At 63.5% G+C, this 19190-nt stretch carries 20 protein-coding genes, 1 tRNA gene and 1 pseudogene; 12 read left to right on the top strand and 10 right to left on the bottom strand.

Annotated elements, in window-relative coordinates; all coding sequences use genetic code 11:
- Positions 1–39: 39 nt before the first annotated feature.
- Both traD and HUK72_RS02475 read left to right on the top strand, forming a co-directional pair.
- The gene (gene traD, locus HUK72_RS02470; protein WP_176595377.1) at positions 40–345 is read left to right on the top strand and encodes a conjugal transfer protein TraD; all 306 of its coding nucleotides are present in this window, start codon (positions 40–42) and stop codon (positions 343–345) included.
- A 22-nt stretch (positions 346–367) separates the two neighbouring features.
- A complete protein-coding gene (locus HUK72_RS02475) occupies positions 368–601 on the top strand; it encodes a conjugal transfer protein TraD (protein WP_176595378.1) in 234 nt (77 codons plus the stop codon).
- Here HUK72_RS02475 and HUK72_RS02480 read toward each other — a convergent pair.
- The 5 genes from HUK72_RS02480 to istA all read right to left on the bottom strand — a co-directional run bounded on the left by HUK72_RS02480 (position 594) and on the right by istA (position 5055).
- Positions 594–1181: a sigma factor-like helix-turn-helix DNA-binding protein gene (locus HUK72_RS02480; RefSeq protein WP_176595379.1), complete on the bottom strand. Its 588-nt coding sequence runs from the start codon at positions 1179–1181 to the stop codon at positions 594–596. The two genes, HUK72_RS02475 and HUK72_RS02480, sit on opposite strands and share 8 nt — an antisense overlap.
- The gene (locus HUK72_RS02485; protein WP_176595380.1) at positions 1165–2097 is read right to left on the bottom strand and encodes a HEPN domain-containing protein; all 933 of its coding nucleotides are present in this window, start codon (positions 2095–2097) and stop codon (positions 1165–1167) included. The genes HUK72_RS02480 and HUK72_RS02485 overlap by 17 nt, the downstream gene beginning before the upstream one ends.
- Positions 2094–2615 carry a hypothetical protein gene (locus tag HUK72_RS02490; RefSeq protein WP_255325593.1) on the bottom strand — a complete coding sequence of 174 codons (522 nt, stop codon included), beginning with the start codon at positions 2613–2615 and terminating at the stop codon, positions 2094–2096. The genes HUK72_RS02485 and HUK72_RS02490 overlap by 4 nt, the downstream gene beginning before the upstream one ends.
- A gap of 210 nt (positions 2616–2825) precedes the next feature.
- Complete coding sequence (istB, locus tag HUK72_RS02495) at positions 2826–3554, bottom strand: IS21-like element helper ATPase IstB (protein WP_176595381.1); 729 nt, start codon at positions 3552–3554, stop codon at positions 2826–2828.
- Positions 3541–5055 (bottom strand): IS21 family transposase, encoded by a 1515-nt coding sequence (gene istA / locus HUK72_RS02500; RefSeq protein ID WP_176597709.1) that lies wholly within the window; start codon positions 5053–5055, stop codon positions 3541–3543. Before istA ends, istB begins: the two co-directional genes overlap by 14 nt.
- Positions 5056–5168: 113 nt before the next feature.
- On the opposite strand from istA, the pseudogene HUK72_RS02505 reads away from it, so the two are divergent.
- A pseudogene (locus HUK72_RS02505) lies at positions 5169–5324 on the top strand (non-canonical purine NTP pyrophosphatase); the annotation flags it as partial.
- Positions 5325–5545: 221 nt separating this feature from the next.
- Positions 5546–6133: an SIR2 family protein gene (locus HUK72_RS02510; RefSeq protein ID WP_218035898.1), complete on the top strand. Its 588-nt coding sequence runs from the start codon at positions 5546–5548 to the stop codon at positions 6131–6133.
- A 270-nt stretch (positions 6134–6403) separates the two neighbouring features.
- On the opposite strand, the gene HUK72_RS02515 is transcribed toward HUK72_RS02510, so the two are convergent.
- The 4 genes from HUK72_RS02515 to HUK72_RS02530 form a co-directional block, all read right to left on the bottom strand.
- A complete protein-coding gene (locus HUK72_RS02515) occupies positions 6404–7627 on the bottom strand; it encodes an integrase arm-type DNA-binding domain-containing protein (protein WP_176595382.1) in 1224 nt (407 codons plus the stop codon).
- A gap of 163 nt (positions 7628–7790) precedes the next feature.
- A tRNA-Glu gene (locus HUK72_RS02520) sits at positions 7791–7865 on the bottom strand.
- A 292-nt stretch (positions 7866–8157) separates the two neighbouring features.
- Complete coding sequence (locus HUK72_RS02525) at positions 8158–8946, bottom strand: SapC family protein (RefSeq protein WP_176595383.1); 789 nt, start codon at positions 8944–8946, stop codon at positions 8158–8160.
- Positions 8947–9288: 342 nt separating this feature from the next.
- Complete coding sequence (locus HUK72_RS02530) at positions 9289–10728, bottom strand: FAD-binding oxidoreductase (protein ID WP_176595384.1); 1440 nt, start codon at positions 10726–10728, stop codon at positions 9289–9291.
- Positions 10729–10806: 78 nt separating this feature from the next.
- Here HUK72_RS02530 and HUK72_RS02535 point away from each other — a divergent pair, with 78 nt between their 5' ends.
- Both HUK72_RS02535 and HUK72_RS02540 read left to right on the top strand, forming a co-directional pair.
- Positions 10807–11241, top strand: coding sequence for a hypothetical protein (locus HUK72_RS02535; RefSeq protein WP_176595385.1), 435 nt, complete (start codon positions 10807–10809; stop codon positions 11239–11241).
- Positions 11242–11354: 113 nt separating this feature from the next.
- On the top strand, positions 11355–12701 hold the full coding sequence (locus HUK72_RS02540) for a DEAD/DEAH box helicase (protein ID WP_176595386.1): 1347 nt from the start codon (positions 11355–11357) through the stop codon (positions 12699–12701).
- Between the two features lie 190 nt (positions 12702–12891).
- Here HUK72_RS02540 and radC read toward each other — a convergent pair whose 3' ends face one another.
- Complete coding sequence (gene radC / locus HUK72_RS02545; protein WP_369805918.1) at positions 12892–13629, bottom strand: DNA repair protein RadC; 738 nt, start codon at positions 13627–13629, stop codon at positions 12892–12894.
- Between the two features lie 97 nt (positions 13630–13726).
- On the opposite strand from radC, the gene HUK72_RS02550 reads away from it, so the two are divergent.
- The 6 genes from HUK72_RS02550 (at position 13727) to HUK72_RS02575 (ending at position 19166) form a co-directional block, all read left to right on the top strand.
- Positions 13727–16963, top strand: coding sequence for a YdbH domain-containing protein (locus HUK72_RS02550; protein WP_176595388.1), 3237 nt, complete (start codon positions 13727–13729; stop codon positions 16961–16963).
- A complete protein-coding gene (locus tag HUK72_RS02555) occupies positions 16960–17148 on the top strand; it encodes a YnbE family lipoprotein (RefSeq protein ID WP_176595389.1) in 189 nt (62 codons plus the stop codon). Before HUK72_RS02550 ends, HUK72_RS02555 begins: the two co-directional genes overlap by 4 nt.
- The gene (locus HUK72_RS02560; RefSeq protein WP_176595390.1) at positions 17145–17546 is read left to right on the top strand and encodes a YdbL family protein; all 402 of its coding nucleotides are present in this window, start codon (positions 17145–17147) and stop codon (positions 17544–17546) included. Before HUK72_RS02555 ends, HUK72_RS02560 begins: the two co-directional genes overlap by 4 nt.
- A 178-nt stretch (positions 17547–17724) precedes the next feature.
- Positions 17725–18048, top strand: a complete 324-nt coding sequence (locus tag HUK72_RS02565; RefSeq protein WP_176595391.1) for an AtpZ/AtpI family protein — start codon at positions 17725–17727, stop codon at positions 18046–18048.
- A gap of 48 nt (positions 18049–18096) precedes the next feature.
- Positions 18097–18882 (top strand): F0F1 ATP synthase subunit A, encoded by a 786-nt coding sequence (locus tag HUK72_RS02570; protein WP_013846313.1) that lies wholly within the window; start codon positions 18097–18099, stop codon positions 18880–18882.
- A 56-nt stretch (positions 18883–18938) separates the two neighbouring features.
- Positions 18939–19166, top strand: coding sequence for a F0F1 ATP synthase subunit C (locus HUK72_RS02575; RefSeq protein WP_004207392.1), 228 nt, complete (start codon positions 18939–18941; stop codon positions 19164–19166).
- Positions 19167–19190 lie beyond the last annotated feature (24 nt).

A 19190-nucleotide genomic window follows, 5' to 3' on the forward strand; every position in this document is an offset into this window, starting at 1 on the left:
CTTATCATCAGCGCATCGTCACTAAATGGAGACTTTGCGATGCGTAAACCGCGTGATTTCGATTCGGAACTCAAGGCCCTTGCCGACAAGGCGAAGGCGCTCAAGGAACGCCGCGTGCGCCAGTTGGGCGAACTGGTGACGGCTTGCGGAGCCGACACGCTCGACGCCGATCTGCTGGCAGGCGCACTGCTTCATGCTGCCACGGTGAAGGACGCCGCCACAAAGGAGGTCTGGCGCAAGACGGGCGCGGCCTTCTTTCGCGGTGAGAAACGCCAGCCTGCGGGCAGAGCTGAACGCGGCCCGAGCGGCACTCTCCCGCTTGAAGGCGGCGCGGCATCGGCTTGAGGCAGGAAAGGCGCGAACCGACATGCGCGAATGGGCCATCAAACGCCGCGAACGCACGCGGCACCTGATCGAGCTTGGCGGCCTTGTCGCCAAGGCCGGATTGGTCGATCTGACCGATGATGACCGCGCCATCCTCTATGGCGCCTTCCTCACCGTCGCCGACAGGCTGCGAGGGCCAGAGCGGAGCAATGCGCTGGCGCTGTGGCAACGCAAAGGCAAACGCGCGTTCGAGGCGGAGATGCCATCGGCTAATTGATCGTCGCAGGTGTGGAAGCCAAATCGCGCAACCACTGTTCGAACCGATCCGGACCTCGCATGATATGGCGAATGGCGCGGAGCATGCGATGCCGCACGATCCATTGGAACGTTCCCATGCGTTTGGAAATCTGCGCGTAACTCAGTTGCTCGACGCGATTGAGGAAGAAGGTGTCGTAAACGCGTGGAGGCATGGCCGCGACGATCATCTGCATGAAGGTCTGGTCGTCGTCGCCATCCTCGGACCATGGGATCGGACCAGCGATGCCCAAGGCCGCCAACCGTTTCTCGCAATAGGCGCGATGGCGCCGATGCAGATCAGCCTCGGCAAGGGCGATGCGCGGATCGTCGCGGCGTCGGGGTTCTGCCCCATCAAGCATGATGCGGATCATGCCGAGCGCTTCGACGAGGCAGGATTCCACTGTCTGCGGGTCGATGGACAATCGGCGGGCGATTTCATCATAGGACAGAGCATCCAGACGAACGAGCAGGAATATGAAGCGAGTCAGCACGGGCAGGCGATCGACGGCTTTCCTGTAGGCGGCGAGCCGTTCGGCGTCGGGGTCAGGCGCGTCGGCCATGACATGCCTCTCCATGAACCGAGACCATGTCGTCCAACCGCTCGCGGCAGAACCGTTCGGTCAGGCCGCGCAGTCGCGTCACGCATTCCGTCGCCCATGCCAGTTCGTGGGGATCGATGCGATAGGACCGGCCGTAACGCACCTCGACATAGGCGCGCCGGATACAACCGAAGACCCGGCGCTCGAACGGGGTCGCACGCGGCCATGCGATGGACAGGCGCGGCTCGAGCGTCTCGGCCCGCTCGCGCAGTTCATCCAGCGCATGGGTGCGCGGGCCATGCAGGGTGATCGTCCAGAGGACACACTGGTAAAGATGTTCGCACGCCTGATGCAGCAACAGCGCCGCCATGGGCGCATTGCCCTCGCTTCGGTAGAAGGCCGCGCCCAGCAGGAAATCGCTTGCCCGATCATGCCAGCGGGCGAACTCGGACTGTCCCCGCGCATGCCGTTCCGGCATCGGCAGCAGGCTCGGCGATGCGAACCGGAAACCCTCCATCTCGTAGAGCGGGATACCTTCGTCCGCGATGGCCACGAAATGGGGAATACCCTCGGACAAGGCGCTGTTGATCTGTTCGAGACTATGGACGGTCAGCCGCACCGGGCGGGCGATCTCGCCAAATTCCCATGCGCGGCGCAGACGGTCGCGCACCAGCCGCCAATCCTGCTGCCTGCGCGTCAGCCGGGGATGATTGACGATCGCCAGCAGATGGAAGGCATCACCGGGATTGGCACGCGCCTGATCCGGCTCTGCATGAGGGCCATGCAGAAGCAGGGTAAGGATGCGGCCCGACCGATATTGTTCGGACAGTCGGCCCTTTGCCGTTTCGGCGAATGCGTCGAAAACCATCGCCGTGATCAGACGAAGCTCCTGATGCACCGGCCAAGGCAGATGCTCCCTGTCGATGGACGGCATCATGAACAGGTTTCCCGTTGTTCGCGACGCCAGCCGTTCGGGCGGCGATGGCCGGTGACGTCATGCACGCGATCAAGCAGCGCACTCAGCAGAGGGCGAACCTCGCTTATCGTGAACCCGCCATTGTCGGGGCATGGCACATCGATCCGATGGGCATGGCCCCATTTCCAATAGGGGGAAAGAATGGCAGCGAGCCGCGCCATGTCGGGGCAGTCATGCCCAAAGCCGGTCGCGTTGGCATGGGCGAGCGATTTGGCGACATCCAGCCGGATATGACGAGCGTTCCACTCATCGGCGAAGCCGACGTCGAGCAAGTGAGAGGAAAGTGCGAGCTGGGCAACAATGCCAGACTGGTAAAGCATCTCACCGCCGTCATTGTCGTAGAGGCCTTGCCCCAGTCCCCGGTAAAAGGACTCCGCATTGTGATAGCGGAAGCGGCTCAGGCTTCGTCCCGTTTTGGTCCGAACAAGGATTGCCGGTGAATCGCCGTAATGGCTGTGAAGATCGGCCAGGGCTGTCAACCGGCGCGCAAAGTTGACCCCCTATCGGCGCCCAACATTGACCCCCTTTTTGTGAGTGCCGGCGGTTATCCCGGTAGTCCATAGGAGGGACCCGCGGACGCCGCCGCGCGCCGTCAGGAGCGCTGGCGGCGGCGTCCGCGGGAGGTGCCTGTGGACCCACCGGGGTAACCGCCGGGGATGGGGGTCCGGGGGAAGGGGTTTTTCCTCGTCTCAGCTTCGGTTTTTGAACCGCCAGCTATCGTTGCCGGTCTCGATAATGTCGCAGTGGTGGGTGACGCGGTCCAGCAGCGCCGTTGTCATTTTGGCATCCTGGAAGACGCTCGGCCATTCGCCGAAGGCGAGATTGGTGGTGATGATCACCGAGGTCTTTTCATAGAGTTTGCTGATCAGATGGAACAGCATCTGCCCTCCTGAACGGGCGAACGGCAGATACCCGAGTTCGTCCAGCACCACGACGTCCAGGCGGGCCATCTGGGCGGCCAGGTTGCCAGCCTTGGCCTGCCGGGTTTCCTCCTCCAGACGATTGACCAGGTCGACAGTATTGAAGAACCGTCCTCTCGACCCGGCACGAACCACGGCAGCGGCGATGGCAAGCGCGAGATGTGTCTTGCCGGTGCCGGTGCCACCAACCAGTACGATATTGCGCCTTTCCGGCAGGAATGAACCGGCATGGAGTGAACGCACCAGGCTTTCGTTGATCGGTGTATCGGCGAACACAAAGCCGTCGAGATCCTTGATGGCCGGCAGCCTGGCCGCAGTCATGCGGTATCGGATCGAAGCGGCTTCTCGATGCGCGCCTTCAGCGCGGAGCAGGTCGCCGAGCATCTCCATGGCGGTCCGGTCACGACGGACGCCGTTGGTAACGGCATCGTCGAACGCGGCGATCATGCCCTTTAGGCCCAGCCCCTTCAGGGCTGCCAACATCTCATGCCGCTGCATCGAGGCCTCGCACCATGTCATAACGCGCGCAGTCGGCGATGGGCGGATGCTTGAGCTTCAGATCGACCAGGACGCTGATGGCCTGGGTGGGCTGGGGTTCGCGTCGGCGCGACAGGATGTTGAGGATCACTTCGTCATTGGCCGTACCCGCCATCATAGCTTCGCGGACGGCAGCTTCGACCGCCTCCAGCCCATCTTCGGGCACTGCTGCCAGCACCCGGACGAAGCGCCGATCTGCGTCATCGCTTTTGCCCAGCTTGCGGCGCAGTTGGGCCAGGGCCGGCGGAAGATCCCAGTCCTGGAAGGGAGCGCCGTTGCGCAATGCTCCCGGCTTGCGGATCAGGACCGGCAGATAATGCCAAGGGTTGAACGCCGTCTGGTTGCGGCCGAACACGCGAGCATGCTCGGCAACCGCTTGGCCTGCACAACGGATGACGATCCTGTCGGCATAGGCGCGCAGTTGCACCGCCTCCCGGGCCGCACTCGCCATGACCGAGTATCGGTTGCGATCGAAGCTCACCAGGCAGGTTGCGCTCGCCACATGTTCGCTCTCGAAGAAGCCGTCAAAGGGCGTGGCCAATGACTGCAGCGAGGATCGTTCCATCTCCAGCGCCTGCGCAATGGTCATGTCTTCCAGATCTGGATGGGCATAACGCTCGGCCCACCGTCGGCACTCGGCCTCCAGCCAGGCGTTCAGCTCTTCGAGGCTGGCAAAGCGCAACCGGGGCTTGAACAGCCGCTCCCGGCTGGTCTGGACCTGGTTCTCGACCTGTCCCTTCTCCCAGCCTGCCGCCGGGCTGCAAGCCACAGGCTCGACGCCATAATGATCCGTCATGATCAGGAAGCGCCGGTTGAACACCCGCTCCTTGCCGGTGAACACGCTCGTCACCGCGGTCTTCATGTTGTCGTAAATGCCGCGCGTCGGCACCCCGCCAAAAAAGGCAAAGCCCCGGGCATGCGCGTCAAAGAGCATCTCCTGGGTCTCGCGCGGATAGGCCCGCACATACGGCGCCCGCGACCAGCACAACCGCATATGAGCTACCTTCACCCGCATCGGCTTGCCGGCGATCTCCACGTCCTCGTGGCTCCAGTCGAACTGATAGGCCTCACCCGGCCGGAACATGAGCGGGATGAACACCTTGCTCATATCGCCGCCGTCGGTCCGGCGTTCGCGCTTCCAGCGTGCCGCATAGCGCCGAACCGCATCGTAGGAGCCGGTGAAACCCTCACGCTCCAGAAGATCGTGTATCCGTGTCAGCCGTAGCCGATCACGCCGGGGCCGTTCCTCGTTCTGCACCAACAACTCGTCCAGCCGTTCGCGAAATGGCCCGGTCTGCGGTCGAGGCTGCTCCTTGCGTTCGTAGCTGAAATCCGCCTCCGGCGCACGGATCGCCTTGCGCACCGTGTTGCGCGACAACCGTAAATCACGCGCGATCTCTTTGATCGGCTTACCTTCCCTGTGCTCCCTGCGAATCTTGGCAATAGTCTCCACAATCAACATCCCCATCCTCGCCGCCTGGAAGTCCAAGCCGCGACGCCTCACACTCTGGAATGATGGGGGTCAATTTTAGACGCCGATCACCCCGCTAAGGGGGTCAATTTTGCACGCCGCTCCACAGTGATCGCTCCTTTCAGTGGGACTGTGTATTCATCCCGGATGGACATGAGCTGACCTTCGCGGAGATGGGAGACGGAAAGAACGAAATATCGATGCGCCGGATCGCCCTAAACGCGTTTGCGGATCATCTGCGGGTGAAGACCGATGCTTGATATGCTTGCGCGCGAGATTCGAGATCGCAAGGTAATCCTTTTCGTAGGGGCTGGCTTGTCTCGGCCGCTCGGTCTTCCGTCATGGGGAGAGTTGATCGAACACATGGCCAGAGAGCTGGATTTCGATCCTGCTATTCTGGTCGGACCGGGCGCCGACTATCTACAGGTGGCAGAATTCTACAAGCTACGGAAGGGGGAGTATCGGGGACCTACGCAGCTGGATGGACAGGAGTTGGAACGTAACCGACGAGAAGCTGCTCGCCTCGAAGGTCCACAGCCAGATCGTCGATCTCGGATTTCCCCTCATCTACACAACGAACTACGATGCCAATCTCGAGCGCGCATTCCGGCTACGCGGACGCGAAGTTTCGAAGATCGCTTCGGTGGTCGATATCGCGGATGCAAAGCCGGACCACACCTATGTCGTCAAGTTTCATGGTGATTTTTCGGATGACAACTCACTCGTCCTGACCGAATCGGATTATTTCGAACGTCTGGAATTTGAATCGCCCCTCGACCTGAAGCTTCGGTCGGACGTACTCGGCCGCACAATCCTGTTCGTTGGGTACAGTCTCAAGGATCTGAACCTTCGCCTTCTCCTCTATAAGCTCAAGCGTACGTGGGACGGCACGGCTTACGCGAAGCGGCGGCCGGGATCGTTCATCTTTTTGGTCCGGCCGGACGTCGTTCAGGAGGAAGTGCTGGAGAGCCGCGGTGTTTCGCCGATCGTCTCTGACTCCCTGGATCCCGACGAGGCGCTGCCGGAGTTTTTTGATCGTCTGCTTGAAATGGTGCGCGGGGCCGGGTGAAACAGAGGCCGCTAGTCATCTGCGTCACGCCAAGCGCTGAATGTTAGACAGCTTCCGATGATCGATTTTTGCTTGTCAACGGCGGCCACGTCCGCGGCCCCCCGCTGGTGACTCGTGCGAGGCAAAGGCAGCTATCCAATTCAGGTAGCCGAAGTAGGTCGGCCTCTTGTCGGCCACCCGTGGCTCTGAAAAATGAGAAAGCGGACGGACCGGTCCCCGGAGCGAAAATTCGCTCCCGAGCGTCTGCGAAGGGTCGAAGAAACATGCCGCTTATTCCGCTTTTTTGAACTGGCCCTTGATTACCTTCGCGCCACCGCGAAGGTAATCAAGATGATCGGACCAATGCTGCATCATGCGGATGCGCTCATCCCAATATTCCCCGCGCGTATAGGCGCGGCGCACGGCATTGTTGTCGCAATGGGCGAGTTGGCGCTCAATCGCGTCGGGATGCCATAGGCCCATCTCGTTGAGCAAGGTGGCCGCCATCGCCCGGAAGCCGTGACCGGTCATCTCGTCCTGTGCGTAGCCCATGCGGCGCAGGGCGGCATTGATCGTGTTTTCCGACATGGGCCGGTCGACCGACCGCAGGGATGGGAAGAGGAAACGGCTGTACTCAGCGTCATGCTCAATGGATGCGAGAATCGCCAGCGCCTGATAGGAGAGGGGGATCGTATGTGCCCTGCGCATCTTGGTCTTGTGCGGCGGGATGGTCCACAGCGCCTTGTCGAAATCGAAATCGCTCCATTCAGCATACCGTAGTTCGCCGGGACGGACGAACACATGAGGGAGCAACCGCAAGGCGGCCTTGGTGTTGGAATGGCCTTCGAACGCATCCAAGGCACGCAGCAGTCCGCCAGCCTCATGAGCACTGGTAATGGCGGCGCGATGTACAGGCTTGGGCGCGATCAGCGCACCGCGCAGGTCGGCGGCCACATCGCGTTCAGCGCGGGCTGTGGCGATGGCATAGCGAAATATCTGTGAGCAAGTGCTGCGCAGGCGCTTGGCCGTCTCATATTTGCCCTTGCCCTCCATCTTGCGGAGCATCACCAGCAATTCCTGCGCGGAAATGGAGGCGATGGGGCGCTTGCCAACCGACGCGTTGATGAAATCCAGCAACCAGCGCAACTTCTTCATGGTGGCGGCGGAGCGGTCTTCGCGCTCGACCTTGACCAGCCATTCGTCGGCCACCGCCTTGAAGCTGTTGGACGCCGCCACCGTCGCGGCGATGCGGTCCAGCTTGATTCGCTCGCCGGGATCTTCGCCCCGCGCCAGCAGCTTGCGCGCGGCGTCGCGTTGCTCCCGCGCATCGGCGAGGCCGGTGTCGGGGTAGACGCCGAAGGCCAGGGTCTTCTGCTTGCCGAGATGGCGATAGTTCATCCGCCAGTAGCGTCCGCCATTGGGGGTCACATAGAGGAACAGCCCGTCGCCATCGGTAAGCTTATAGGGCTTGTCGCGACCCTTGGCCGCCTTGATGGCAACAGCAGTCAGACCCATGTGGTATCTCCCGTCAGGGGAGCTTGGCTCTACCATCATATCTACCATCAGATTGTTGGTATGAGGTGGTATCTGCCTGCTCCGTCTGAGACGAGTATACCACAGAAAATCCGCAGAAAACAGCTATTTACGAGACGTAATGACACCTTCCGGGAAGGGAAGGTGGTGACCCCTACGGGAATCGAACCCGTGTTTCAGCCGTGAGAGGGCCGCGTCCTGACCGCTAGACGAAGGGGCCACTGGCCGCGCTGGGCGACGAGCAGGGGGCCGCGTTTAAGAGGGCGCGTCGGTGTCGTCAAGCGAAACCCGCGCACTTTCCTTCGGCACATAAAAAACCACCCCATGCGATTCGCATGGGGTGGCCAAGGTTCAGGGAGGAGACGCCTCCAAAGGGGGAGGCGCCCATACGACACACCCGAAAGGGGGGCAGGTGCGCCGTATGTTCGGTAAATAGAGAAAGCCGCGCGGCATTTCAAGTGGCACTGCGCAACCTTTTTCCCTAAATATTTGTCATGAATGCTTAATTGTGGTTAAGCTTCCGCGGTTTCAGCGCTGGCCGGAACGGCGATCGGGCCCTTGCCCTGCGCCACCTGGGACTCGAACACTTCCCGCATCAGTTGCAGCGAGAAGAGATGAGCGTAGATCAGCGGCAGCATGCCGTTCTGGCTGATCTTGCGGAGCTGGTCGCCGCGCATGTCGCGCAGCTTTTCCTCGTTCACCATGCGGAAGCCGCGATAGACGAAGGGCTGCTCATTGCCGGGTACCTGAATGGCGACTTCGCCGTCCATCAGCAGGTCCAGATCCTTCAGATCCTTCATGAACTGGCCGGTGCGGGCGGCGGCTTGTTCGAAATCCTCGCAGAATTTGAGGACGCCCTGGGTCAGTTCGCTGGGCTTGCCGTCTTCGAACAGCGGCTGGCCGTCCTCGAACGCGCCGATGGCGTCGCTTGTCGGATCGAAGCAGAGCGAAAGTTCGTCGCTGTCGGGGCGCAGCTTCGCCAGCATCCAGGGATAGCGGCGGACATAGGCCGGGACATAGGCAGGGCCGCGCAGCTTGCCTTCATCGTCGAGGAAGGTGTTGACGCCCTCGTTAAGGCCCATCAGCGCCAGCGGAACCGGCTCGTCGCCGGCCGAGAAGATGATCGGCACGAAGCGCTGGGCGGCAACGAATTCGTCGACGGTCAGCGGGATCGCGTGCTGCTTGGTCAGGAAGGGCGCCGAATCGACGGAGCGGCTGCGATAGGCGGCGTGATCGACGCTGCTCAGCGGAATGAGGTCGTTGTAGAAGACGGGAAGGCCGTTCGCGGGGGCGCTTGCCATGATGTGCTAGTCCATTTCTAACAAAAAAGCGGCGCATTTTCCCTTGCGCCGCCGGGCCTGATACTGGGCCGAGGGGGATAAAGGGCTTGAGCGCGGGAGGCAATCGCTTTGTCGACGCCCGGTGGCTCAGGGTCGGTGGAGACTGGCTTAGCGCAAAATCGGTACGGTTCCCGTCATTACGTCTCTCCTGTTTCGTCACCCCGGGCTTGACCCGGGATCCCGCTTTCTTTGGTCATGGCACCCAGCTTTAAGAAGCGGGACCCCGGGTCAAGCCCGGGGTGACGGACTAAAAAAGTCAATCACCGCTCAGGGCAGGCCAAATCCCTTTCACATCTTCTGCCGTCAGCCTTCCTCCGGGCGAGGGATCAGCTTGTCCGGGTTCATGATGCCCTGCGGATCGAAAGCGGCCTTGATCGCGCGCAGGGCGTGGAGCCGCGCCGGGCTGGCAAGGCGGCCCAATTCGGCGCGCTTCATCTGGCCGATGCCATGTTCGGCGGAGATGGAGCCGCCCGCCGCGACCACCGCGTCATGGACGAAGGCGTTGATCGCCTGCCCCTCCGCCGCGATCCAGGCCGGGCCGTCGCTGGTGCCCTTGGGTGCGCGGACGTGGAAATGGACATTGCCGTCGCCCAGATGGCCGAAGGAGGAGGCGGTCGTGCCGGGGAAGGTTCGTTCCGCCGCCGCCGCCGCGTCCACCATGAAGGCGGGCATGCGGGCGACAGGCACGCTGATGTCATATTGCAACGCTGGTCCCTGTGCGCGTTCGGATTCGGATAGCGACTCGCGGATGCGCCAGAAGGCTTCGGCTTGCGTTTCATTGGCGGCGATGGCGGCGTCGACGGCGATGCCTTGCTCCAGCGCCTCGGCCAGCGCGCCTTCCAGCCGTTCTGTGGGGCTGGGTTCGCGCAGGTCGCCATGGTCGATCTCGATCAGCACATGCCAGGGCGTGCGCGTTTCTATCGGACAGCGGGTGCCGGGAATGTGCGAGAGGACATGGCCCAGCCCGTCGTCCGCGATCACCTCGAACCCCTCGACGCTGTCGCCCAGCCGCGCTTCGCACAGGCGCAGGAGAGCGAGCGCTTGCGTGGGGGAGGGGACGCCGACCCAACCGACAGCGCGGGCGGCGATGGCGGGAACCAGGCGCAGCGATGCGGCGGTGATGACGCCCAGCGTGCCTTCGGCGCCGATCAGCAATTGCTTGATGTCATAGCCGCGATTGTCCTTTTTCAGCGCGTCCAGGCCATGAAAGATGCTGCCGTCGGGCAAGACCGCCTCGATCCCTTCGACCAGCGCCCGCATCGTGCCGTGGCGCAGCACCTGCGTGCCCCCGGCATTGGTGGAGATGAGGCCGCCGATCGTGGCCGATCCCTTGGCGCCGAGGCTCAAAGGAAAGCGGCGCTCGACCGCGGCGGCGGCATCGTGGAGGTTGGAGAGGATCACCCCAGCCTCGCACAGCGCGAGATTGTCGTCCGGCGACAGGCTGCGGATATGGTTCATCCGGCGGAGCGACAGGATCAATGCCGATCCGTCCGCAGGCGGCGTGGCGCCGCCGACCATGGAGGTGTTGCCGCCCTGCGGCACCAGCGGCACGCCATGCTTTGCGGCTAGGCTGACGGCGGCGGCGACCTGCTCGGTCGAATCAGGCTGAAGGATGGCAAGCGCCGCGCCATGATAACGGCCGCGCCAGTCGCTGACCCAGGGGGCGATGTCCTCCGCATCCGTGATGACGCCTTTTGGCCCCAGCAGGGCCTGGAAGGCGGCGATAACATCTTGTCCTATCATGGGACTGTCCTATGCCTTGGAATTCATCGACGGTTCAACCTTTGGCCCATAGCGTCCGCGTCCCAAAAGGGGTTCGACTTGTTTTATTCCGTCCTGCTGCTGATGAATGCGCCAGCCGCCGAGCCCGTGCAATGGGCGCAGTTGACGATCGAGCAGCGCATCATCATCCGCGTGCCGATGGCGAAAAAGGGCCATGCCCCGGCTCGTCCGGCTCCGCAGGCGCGCGATGACTGGAAGGAGAAGAAGGGGCCGCGCTGCATCGCCCTGCGCTCGATTCGGTCGGCCAGCATCCTGATGGACAATGCCATAGATTTGCTGCTGGCGGACAATCACCGCTATCGCGCCCGGCTGGCGCGGGGGTGCAACAGCATGGGCTTCTATTCCGGCTTCTATGTCGAGCCGGATGAAGACGGATCGCTCTGTTCGGGCCGGGACGAGTTGCAGGCGCGCAGCGGCGCGAGTTGCGGGATCGACAGTTTCCGGCGGTTGGAACAGGCGGAACCCGACGAATAAGGGGCATCATTTTCGCGATTTTCTTGACAAGAGAAGGATATTTCCGCAAGGCGCGCGCGATTTCCCTGCGTGTTTGCGCGCGGTGGATAAAGCCTCCTGTCCCGGACATCTGAATGACCTTTGCCGATCTCGGCCTTTCCGACGAATTATTGAAGGCCGTAACCGAGGCCGGATATGACACGCCCACGCCGATCCAGGCGCAGGCGATCCCGCCCGTTTTGATGATGAAGGACATCATCGGCATCGCGCAGACGGGGACGGGCAAGACCGCCAGTTTCGTGCTGCCCATGATCGACATCCTCGCCCACGGCCGCGCCCGCGCGCTGATGCCGCGATCGCTGATCCTGGAGCCGACCCGCGAACTCGCCGCGCAGGTGGCCGAAAATTTCGAGAAATACGGCAAATATCATAAGCTCAACATGGCGCTGCTGATCGGCGGCGTGCAGATGGGCGATCAGCTCAAGGCGCTGGAAAAGGGCGTCGACGTGCTGATCGCGACGCCGGGCCGCCTGATGGACCTGTTCCAGCGGGGCAAGATATTGCTCAACGGCTGTTCGATGCTGGTGATCGACGAAGCCGACCGGATGCTGGACATGGGCTTCATCCCGGACATTGAGGAAATCTGCACCAAGCTGCCCGCCCAGCGGCAGACTTTGCTGTTCTCCGCGACCATGCCGCCAGTCATCAAGAAGCTGGCGGATCGCTTCCTCAGCAATCCCAAGTCGATCGAGGTGGCCCGCCCCGCGACTGCCTCCACCAATATCACCCAGCGGCTGGTGAAGGTCGATTCGCGCAAGAAGCGCGAGGCCCTGCGCGCCATGCTGGAGGCGGAGGAGGTGCTGAGCGCGGTGATCTTCTGCAACCGCAAGACCACGGTGCGGGACCTGAACAAGAGCCTGCAGCGCCACGGCTTCAAGTCGGGCGAGATCCACGGCGACATCGACCAGTCGGCGCGCATCGCGGAGCTGGAGCGGTTCCGGGCGGGGTCGGTGAACATCCTGGTGGCGTCGGACGTGGCGGCGCGGGGGCTGGACATCAAGGGCGTCAGCCATGTGTTCAACTTCGACGCGCCCTGGCATCCGGACGATTATGTCCATCGCATCGGCCGCACTGGCCGCGCAGGGGCGAAGGGCGTCGCCTACACCTTCGTGACGGCGGACGATGCCGAGGCGATCGACAATATCCAGAAGCTGATCAAGCAGCAGATCGAGACGATCGACGCGCCCGTGGCGGCCGCTCCGGCCGAGCGGGCAGACGAGCCGCGCAAAGCGGACCGGGATGGGCGCAAGGATCGCAAGCCCGACAGGCGACGCGACGACCGCCGCGCTGAAGAGCCTCGCGCAGCCCGTTCCGAAGGCAATGGCGCCCGCCCGCGCCGGCCCGAACGAGTGGACGACGGTCCGGATGATGGCTGGAACGGCCCGGTGCCGGAGTTTCTGTCGGTCGGCTTCGGGGCTTAGCGGCTATTTCTGCGGGTCCGTGTAGGGTTTGTTAATGGCTTTAAGCGCGTCGTGTTCCTGCGAAGGCAGGAACCCAGTTCAGACGGTGCGATGACCCACTGATGGCGGGACTGGGCTCCTTCCTCCGCAGGAGCACGGTTCACCTGAGGCGAACATCCATATCCGCCAACCGCCCACGGCAGGCGCTCCCCTAAATCAACCCCTTCGCCCGCAGGCTCGTATGCCCCTGCGACCCGATGATGATATGGTCATGCACCGCGATATTCAGCCGCTTGCCCGCCTCCGCGATCTGGCGGGTGATCTCTATATCCTGCCTGCTCGGCTCCGGCGAACCGCTGGGATGGTTATGCACCAGGATCAGCGCCGCCGAGCCTAGATCGATCGCCCGCCGGATCACCTCGCGCGTATAGATCGCCGCCTGGTCGATCGATCCGTCGCCCATATGTTCGTCGCGAATCAGCATGTTGCGGCTGTTGAGATGCAGCACCCGCACCCGCTCCACCGTCAGGAACGCCATGTCGGCGCGCAGATAGTCGAGCAGCGCTTGCCAGCTCGCCAGCACCGGCTTTTCCGCCACCTCGTTGCGCAGTGTCCGCAGCATCGTCGCCTGGACGATCTTGATCGCGGCGATGCTGGTGTCGCCCATGCCGGGCACGCGGGCGATGGCTTGCCAATCTGCCGTCATCAGCCCGCCTATGCCGTCGAATTCGCGCAGAAGCGCCTTGGCCAGCGGCTTGGTGTCGCGGCGGGGAATGGCCAGCGCCAGCAGATATTCGATCAGTTCATGATCGTGCAGCGCCTCCCCGCCGCTGTCCGCCAGCTTCCGGCGCAGCCGCGCGCGATGCCCTGCGCCGTCATGGGCCGCCTTCAAATCCTTTTCCGGCAATGTCTTACCCGTCCCCCGTTTGCGGAGCCGGACGCTATTCATTGCGCATTTATCGGGCAAGGATATTTAAGGGTGGTCGGACGTTGTGCAGGCGTTACGGACTGAACAGCGCTTTTGAAAGCCGGGGTTGGCGATAGGCATGGACGATGAAGACGGCGAAAAGGAGATTCGCCGGGGCTGGCTCCGCTGGCTTGGAGTGGGGACGGGATCGCTTGCGCTGGTCCTGGCCGCGCTGTGGACGCAGCGCGCGCCCATCGCTGAAAATTTCATCAGCCGCGAACTCAACAGGCGCGGGGTGGAAGGCAGCTATGACCTGACGAATATCGGCCTGCGCACCCAGCGGATCGAGAATATCGTGCTGGGCGATCCCGCCCGTCCCGATCTGACGGCGCGATGGGTGGAGGTCGACATCGCCTTCACCGGCCTGACGCCGCAAGTGGCGGCGGTGCGGGCCGGGGGCGTCAGGATGCGCGGTTCGCTGCGCAATGGCGCGCTGAATCTGGGGGAGATCGACAAGTTTCGCGATCCCCGTTCGACCGCGCCGTTCAGCCTGCCGGACATCGTGCTGGGGTTGCAGGATGCGCGGCTGCGGCTGGATACGGACGCCGGACCGGTCGGCATGCAGATTGACGGGCAGGGGAATTTGCGGTCGGGCTTCCAGGGCAAGCTGGCGGCGGCGATGCCCAATGCGGGAAGCAAGGGATGCGGCCTAGCCGATATGCGGGCGATGCTGGATATTGCCATGCGGGACGGACGTCCGCACCTCTCCGGCCCGGTGCGCGGTGAAGCGCTGGCCTGCCGCGATGCGGGCACCGCCATGGCGAAACCGGCGGCGGATGTGGATGTCTGGCTGGGCAAGGCGCTCGACCGTTGGAGCGGCCATGTCGATCTGGCGGGCGAAGCGCTCAAGTCCAACGGCATGGTGCTGGCGCGGCCTTCGGGACGGATCGATTTCGATGGGACCGCCGCAGCGACCGGGGGAAGGGCGCGAATCGGGGCGTCGGCCTTGTCGGCGGCGGGCGCCTTGGCCGGACCCGCCGACTTCCAGGGCGCCTGGCATATCGGCAAGGATGGCTCTCGGTTGCAGGGGCGGCTGTCGGCCCGGCAATTGCGCCTGGCCGGTCGCGATCCGCTGGCGGGCATGCGCGAATCGACCGCCGGCACGCCAGTGGGACCGCTGGCCGCGCGATTGGCCGACGCGGTGCGGCGGGCGGGAGACAACAATGTCCTGCAAACCACCCTGGCCTTCGCCCAGCAAGGAAAAGGCGGCAGCTTGGTCCTGACCGGTACCCGCTTTGCAGCGCGCAGCGGCGCCCGGGCAGAGATTCCCGGAGAAGGGCGAGTGACGGTCGGCTGGCCCGGCAAGGCCGGAACCGCGATCGACTGGGCGCTCGACGGCGCGGTGAGGACGGAGGGCGGCGGATTGCCCAAGGCGGCGCTGCGACTGGCGCGGCGGCCGGGTGGCGGCTTTGGCGGGCAATTATTCCTTGAACCTTATGCCGCGGGCGACGCCAGATTGTCGCTGGAACCGGTACGCTTCGTCGCGGGGCCGAAGGGCGACACACGCTTCTCGACGCAGGTGCGGCTCGACGGGCCGCTCCCGGCGGGCAGGTTGCGCGGACTGGTGGCGCCGGTCGAAGGGCAATGGAGCGCCGACGGCAGGCTGGCGATCAATCCGCGTTGCGTGCCGGTCTCGCTGATCGAGGCGCGCTATGGCAACTTCTCGGTCGGGCAGACCCGGCAGACCCTCTGCCCCATCGGACATGAGCCGCTGTTCGCCGCTGGACCTTCCAGCGTGCGCGGCGGGGCGGAAATCCGCAATCTGGCGCTGGTGGGCAGGAGCGGCGACAGCCCGATGCGCCTTGCCGCCGACAGGGCGCAGTTCGCCATCGGACGGGAAGGTTTTGCGATCGCCAACGCCGATCTGGCGATCGGATCGGGGGAATCGCCGGTCCGGCTGACCGCCGCGACCCTGGAAGGCAAGCTCGCAGGCAAGGGCTTTGACGGCACTCTGACTGGCGCGGGCGGCAGGATTGGTGCGGTGCCGCTGATCGTCGAAAATGGCGCGGGCCGATGGAGCTTCGCGGGCGGAACGCTGAAGCTGGCGGCCGGGGTGACGGTGCGCGATGCGCAGGCGCCCGGCCGGTTCGAGCCGCTGAAGGTTCCTGATTTCGCGCTGGCGCTCAAGGACGGGCGGATCGCGGCGACCGGTTCGCTGCGGGCGCCACGCAACGATGCCCTGGTCGCGCGCGCTGTGATCTCCCACGATCTGGGGAGCGGCAAGGGCAAGGCGGATCTGACTGTCCCGGCCTTGTCCTTTGGTCCAGCCCTGCAGCCTGAGGATGTGACCCGGCTGGCTCTCGGCGTGGTGGCCAATGTGAATGCGACGGTCAGCGGAGAGGGGCATATCCGTTGGGACGGCACCCATGTGACCAGCGACGGCCTGTTCCGCACCGACAATGCCAATCTGGCCGCCGCCTTCGGCCCGGTCGAGGGATTGTCCGGCGAATTGCGCTTCACCGACCTGCTCGGCCTGGTCAGCGCGCCGGGGCAGCAGGTGCGAATCAGGTCGGTCAATCCGGGCGTGGAGGTGCGCGACGGGGTGGTGCGCTACCGGCTGGGCGCGGGCCAGAAAGTGCATATAGAGGGCGGCGGCTGGCCCTTTTCCGGCGGTCAGCTCGTCCTTCTGCCGACGACCATGGATTTCAGCGCCGATGTCGACCGCTATCTGACGTTCCGGGTCATTGGTCTCGACGCGGGGGCCTTCATCCAGGCGATGGACCTCAAGAATATCTCCGCGACGGGGACGTTCGACGGTATCATGCCTCTGATCTTCAACGCGCAGGGCGGGCGCGTGGCGGGAGGCGTGCTGACCGCAAGGCAACAGGGCATGCCGCCATTGGTGATGCCGGAAGGGGTGCTGCCAGTGATTCCCTGCGATCCGGCGCGGCAGTCGGGCACGCTTTCCTATGTCGGGCCGGTGTCGAACGAGCAACTGGGCGCGATGGGGCGGTTGGCCTTCGACGCGCTCAAGAATCTGCAATATAAATGCCTGACCATATTGATGGACGGCGCGCTGGACGGCGAGATGGTGACGAATGTCGTCTTCAACGGCGTCAATCGCGGGCGGATCGGCGGCGCGCCCGCCGGGCTGGCGCGCAATTTCACGGGCCTGCCCTTCATCTTCAACGTGCGGATCGCGGCGCCCTTCCGGGGACTGCTGGGAACCGCCCAGTCCTTCATCGACCCGTCAACGCTCATACAAAACAGCATAGGCGACCAGATGCAGGAGAAGATGCGCCTGAAAATGGGCCAGGAAGGGGTTGCAGTTCAGCCTGCCGAAAGCGAAACTATGCGAAACGGGGAGCAGAAATGAAGAAGCGAACGATCATGACGGCGGCTTTCGCCGGTTTGGCCCTGGGGGGCTGCATCCAGGTGAAGGCCCCGGACAAGCCGATCGAAATCAACCTGAACGTCAAGGTCCAGCAGGAAGTGGTCGTCCGCCTGCAGCGCGATGCGCAGGACCTGATCCAGAATAACCCGGAGTTGTTCCCGCAATGACACGCAAGTTTTTGATGATCGCCGCCACCGCCGCGGTCGCGCTGGCGACCGGGCTGGTCATGACCTCTCCGGCGCGCGCGCAGTCGGGCGCGGTGGCCGCCGCCATGACGGCCGGTTCAGTGGGCGAGCAGGCCGACGGCTATTTGGGCATTGCCGGTTCGGTGAGCGACGCGGTGCGTTCGGAAGTCGAATCGATCAATATCAAGCGGCGGGCCGTTTATACGGACCTGGCAGGCAAGCGCGGCGTGACGGTGCAGGATGTCGCCGCCGCGACCGGATGCCAGACGCTCAGCAGCCGTGTGAAGCAGGGCCAGGTCTACCGCATCGGCGCGGGGGCGTGGCAGACCAAGGGCGCCGGGCCGATCGCCCTGCCGTCCTACTGCGCGACGGCGGGCTGATTTCCCCAAGGCTAGTGGACTTTCGGCCCAGCTTCGTCTGGACGGGAAATTCTCCTGCCCATCGACGGTTGACACTCCTGAAAGCCCTTTCTAAACGGGCCGCGCCTTGACGGGTGCAGCCGCAAGCGCCATGCCGCCTGACGTTGGGTTTTAAAGCCTTAACGGAAAGGATGGCTGGATGGCGGCGGATGCACCGGGGCAGGACCCGGCGGGGGAAGATGCGCGGATCGCTTCTTTGGAGGAGCGGATCGCGCAGGCCGAACACGCCGAAAAGGTCAGACAGGGGACACAGGTGCAACAGGCGGACGATGGGTCGCGCCTGGGCAACAGGGTTCTCGCGGAACTGATCGGCGGTCTTGCTGGCGGTGCCGTGGTTGGTGGGACTCTGGACTACTTTCTGCGGACATCCCCATGGCTCCTGTTGGCGTTCCTCGGTCTTGGGATCGTGGCGGCGTTCAGGAACATCATCAGATTGACGACGACGAAGCGTCCCGACCAATAGGGACGCTTTTGTCTTAGTCCGAAGGTTTAGGCGTTACAGGGGTCCAGCGTGGCAGAATCCGGCAAAATCGATCCGATGCACCAGTTTGCGATCGAACCGCTGTTCGGTACGGATCATCTGTCGTTGGGCGGCTTCAACATCGCCTTCACCAACAGCGCGCTCTATATGGTGGCCGCCGCTGTCGTGCTCTGGATCTTCGTCGTCGGCGGCATGAAGCGGGAACTGGTCCCCGGCCGCTGGCAGATGGCGGTCGAATATATGACCGGCTTCATCAAGAGCCTGCTGATCGCCAATGTGGGTGAGGGCGGCAAGAAGTACATCCCTTACGTCTTCTCGCTGTTCATGTTCATCCTGCTGGCGAACCTGCTGGGCCTGCTGCCGCTGGGTCTGGTCGGCCTGCACCCCTTCACCTTCACCAGCCATTTCACCGCGACCGGCGTACTCGCGATCATGAGCTTTTCGATTGTGCTGGCGGTGGGCTTTTATAAGCATGGCCTGCACTTCTTCTCGCTGTTCGTGCCGCACGGTACGCCTTTGCCGATGATCCCGGTCATTTTCCCGATCGAGCTGATCTCGTTCATGGTGCGTCCGTTCAGCCTTGGTCTGCGACTGTTCGTCGCCATGACGGCCGGCCACGTGCTGCTGAAGGTGTTGGCGGGATTTGTCATCAACGCATCGAATGCGGGCGTCGGCTTCGGTCTTACCGTCGGCAGCGCCAGCTTCATCCTGATGATCGGCATCAGCGCTCTGGAAGTGCTGGTGGCGGTGATCCAGGCCTATGTTTTCGCGCTGCTGACCTCGGTCTACATCAACGATGCCGAGAATCTGCACTGAGAATTTCCGTTATTTCACCCACGTTTGATTAGAGTTTGGAAAAGGGAGTTTACGACATGGACGCAGAAGCCGCAAAGCTGCTCGGTGCTGGCCTGGCCGCCATCGGTGCGGGCATCGCCGCCCTTGGTGTGGGCAACGTCTTCAGCTCGTTCCTCGAAGGCGCGCTGCGCAACCCCGGCGCTGCCGACGGTCAGCAGGGCCGCCTGTTCATCGGTTTCGCCGCGGCGGAACTTCTGGGTCTGCTGGCGTTCGTTATCGCCATGATCCTGGTGTTCGTGGCCTAAAAAGCCGCTTTGGGGCGGGCATCG

The organism is Sphingobium sp. 15-1 (assembly GCF_013375535.1).
Classification (GTDB): domain Bacteria; phylum Pseudomonadota; class Alphaproteobacteria; order Sphingomonadales; family Sphingomonadaceae; genus Sphingobium; species Sphingobium aromaticivastans.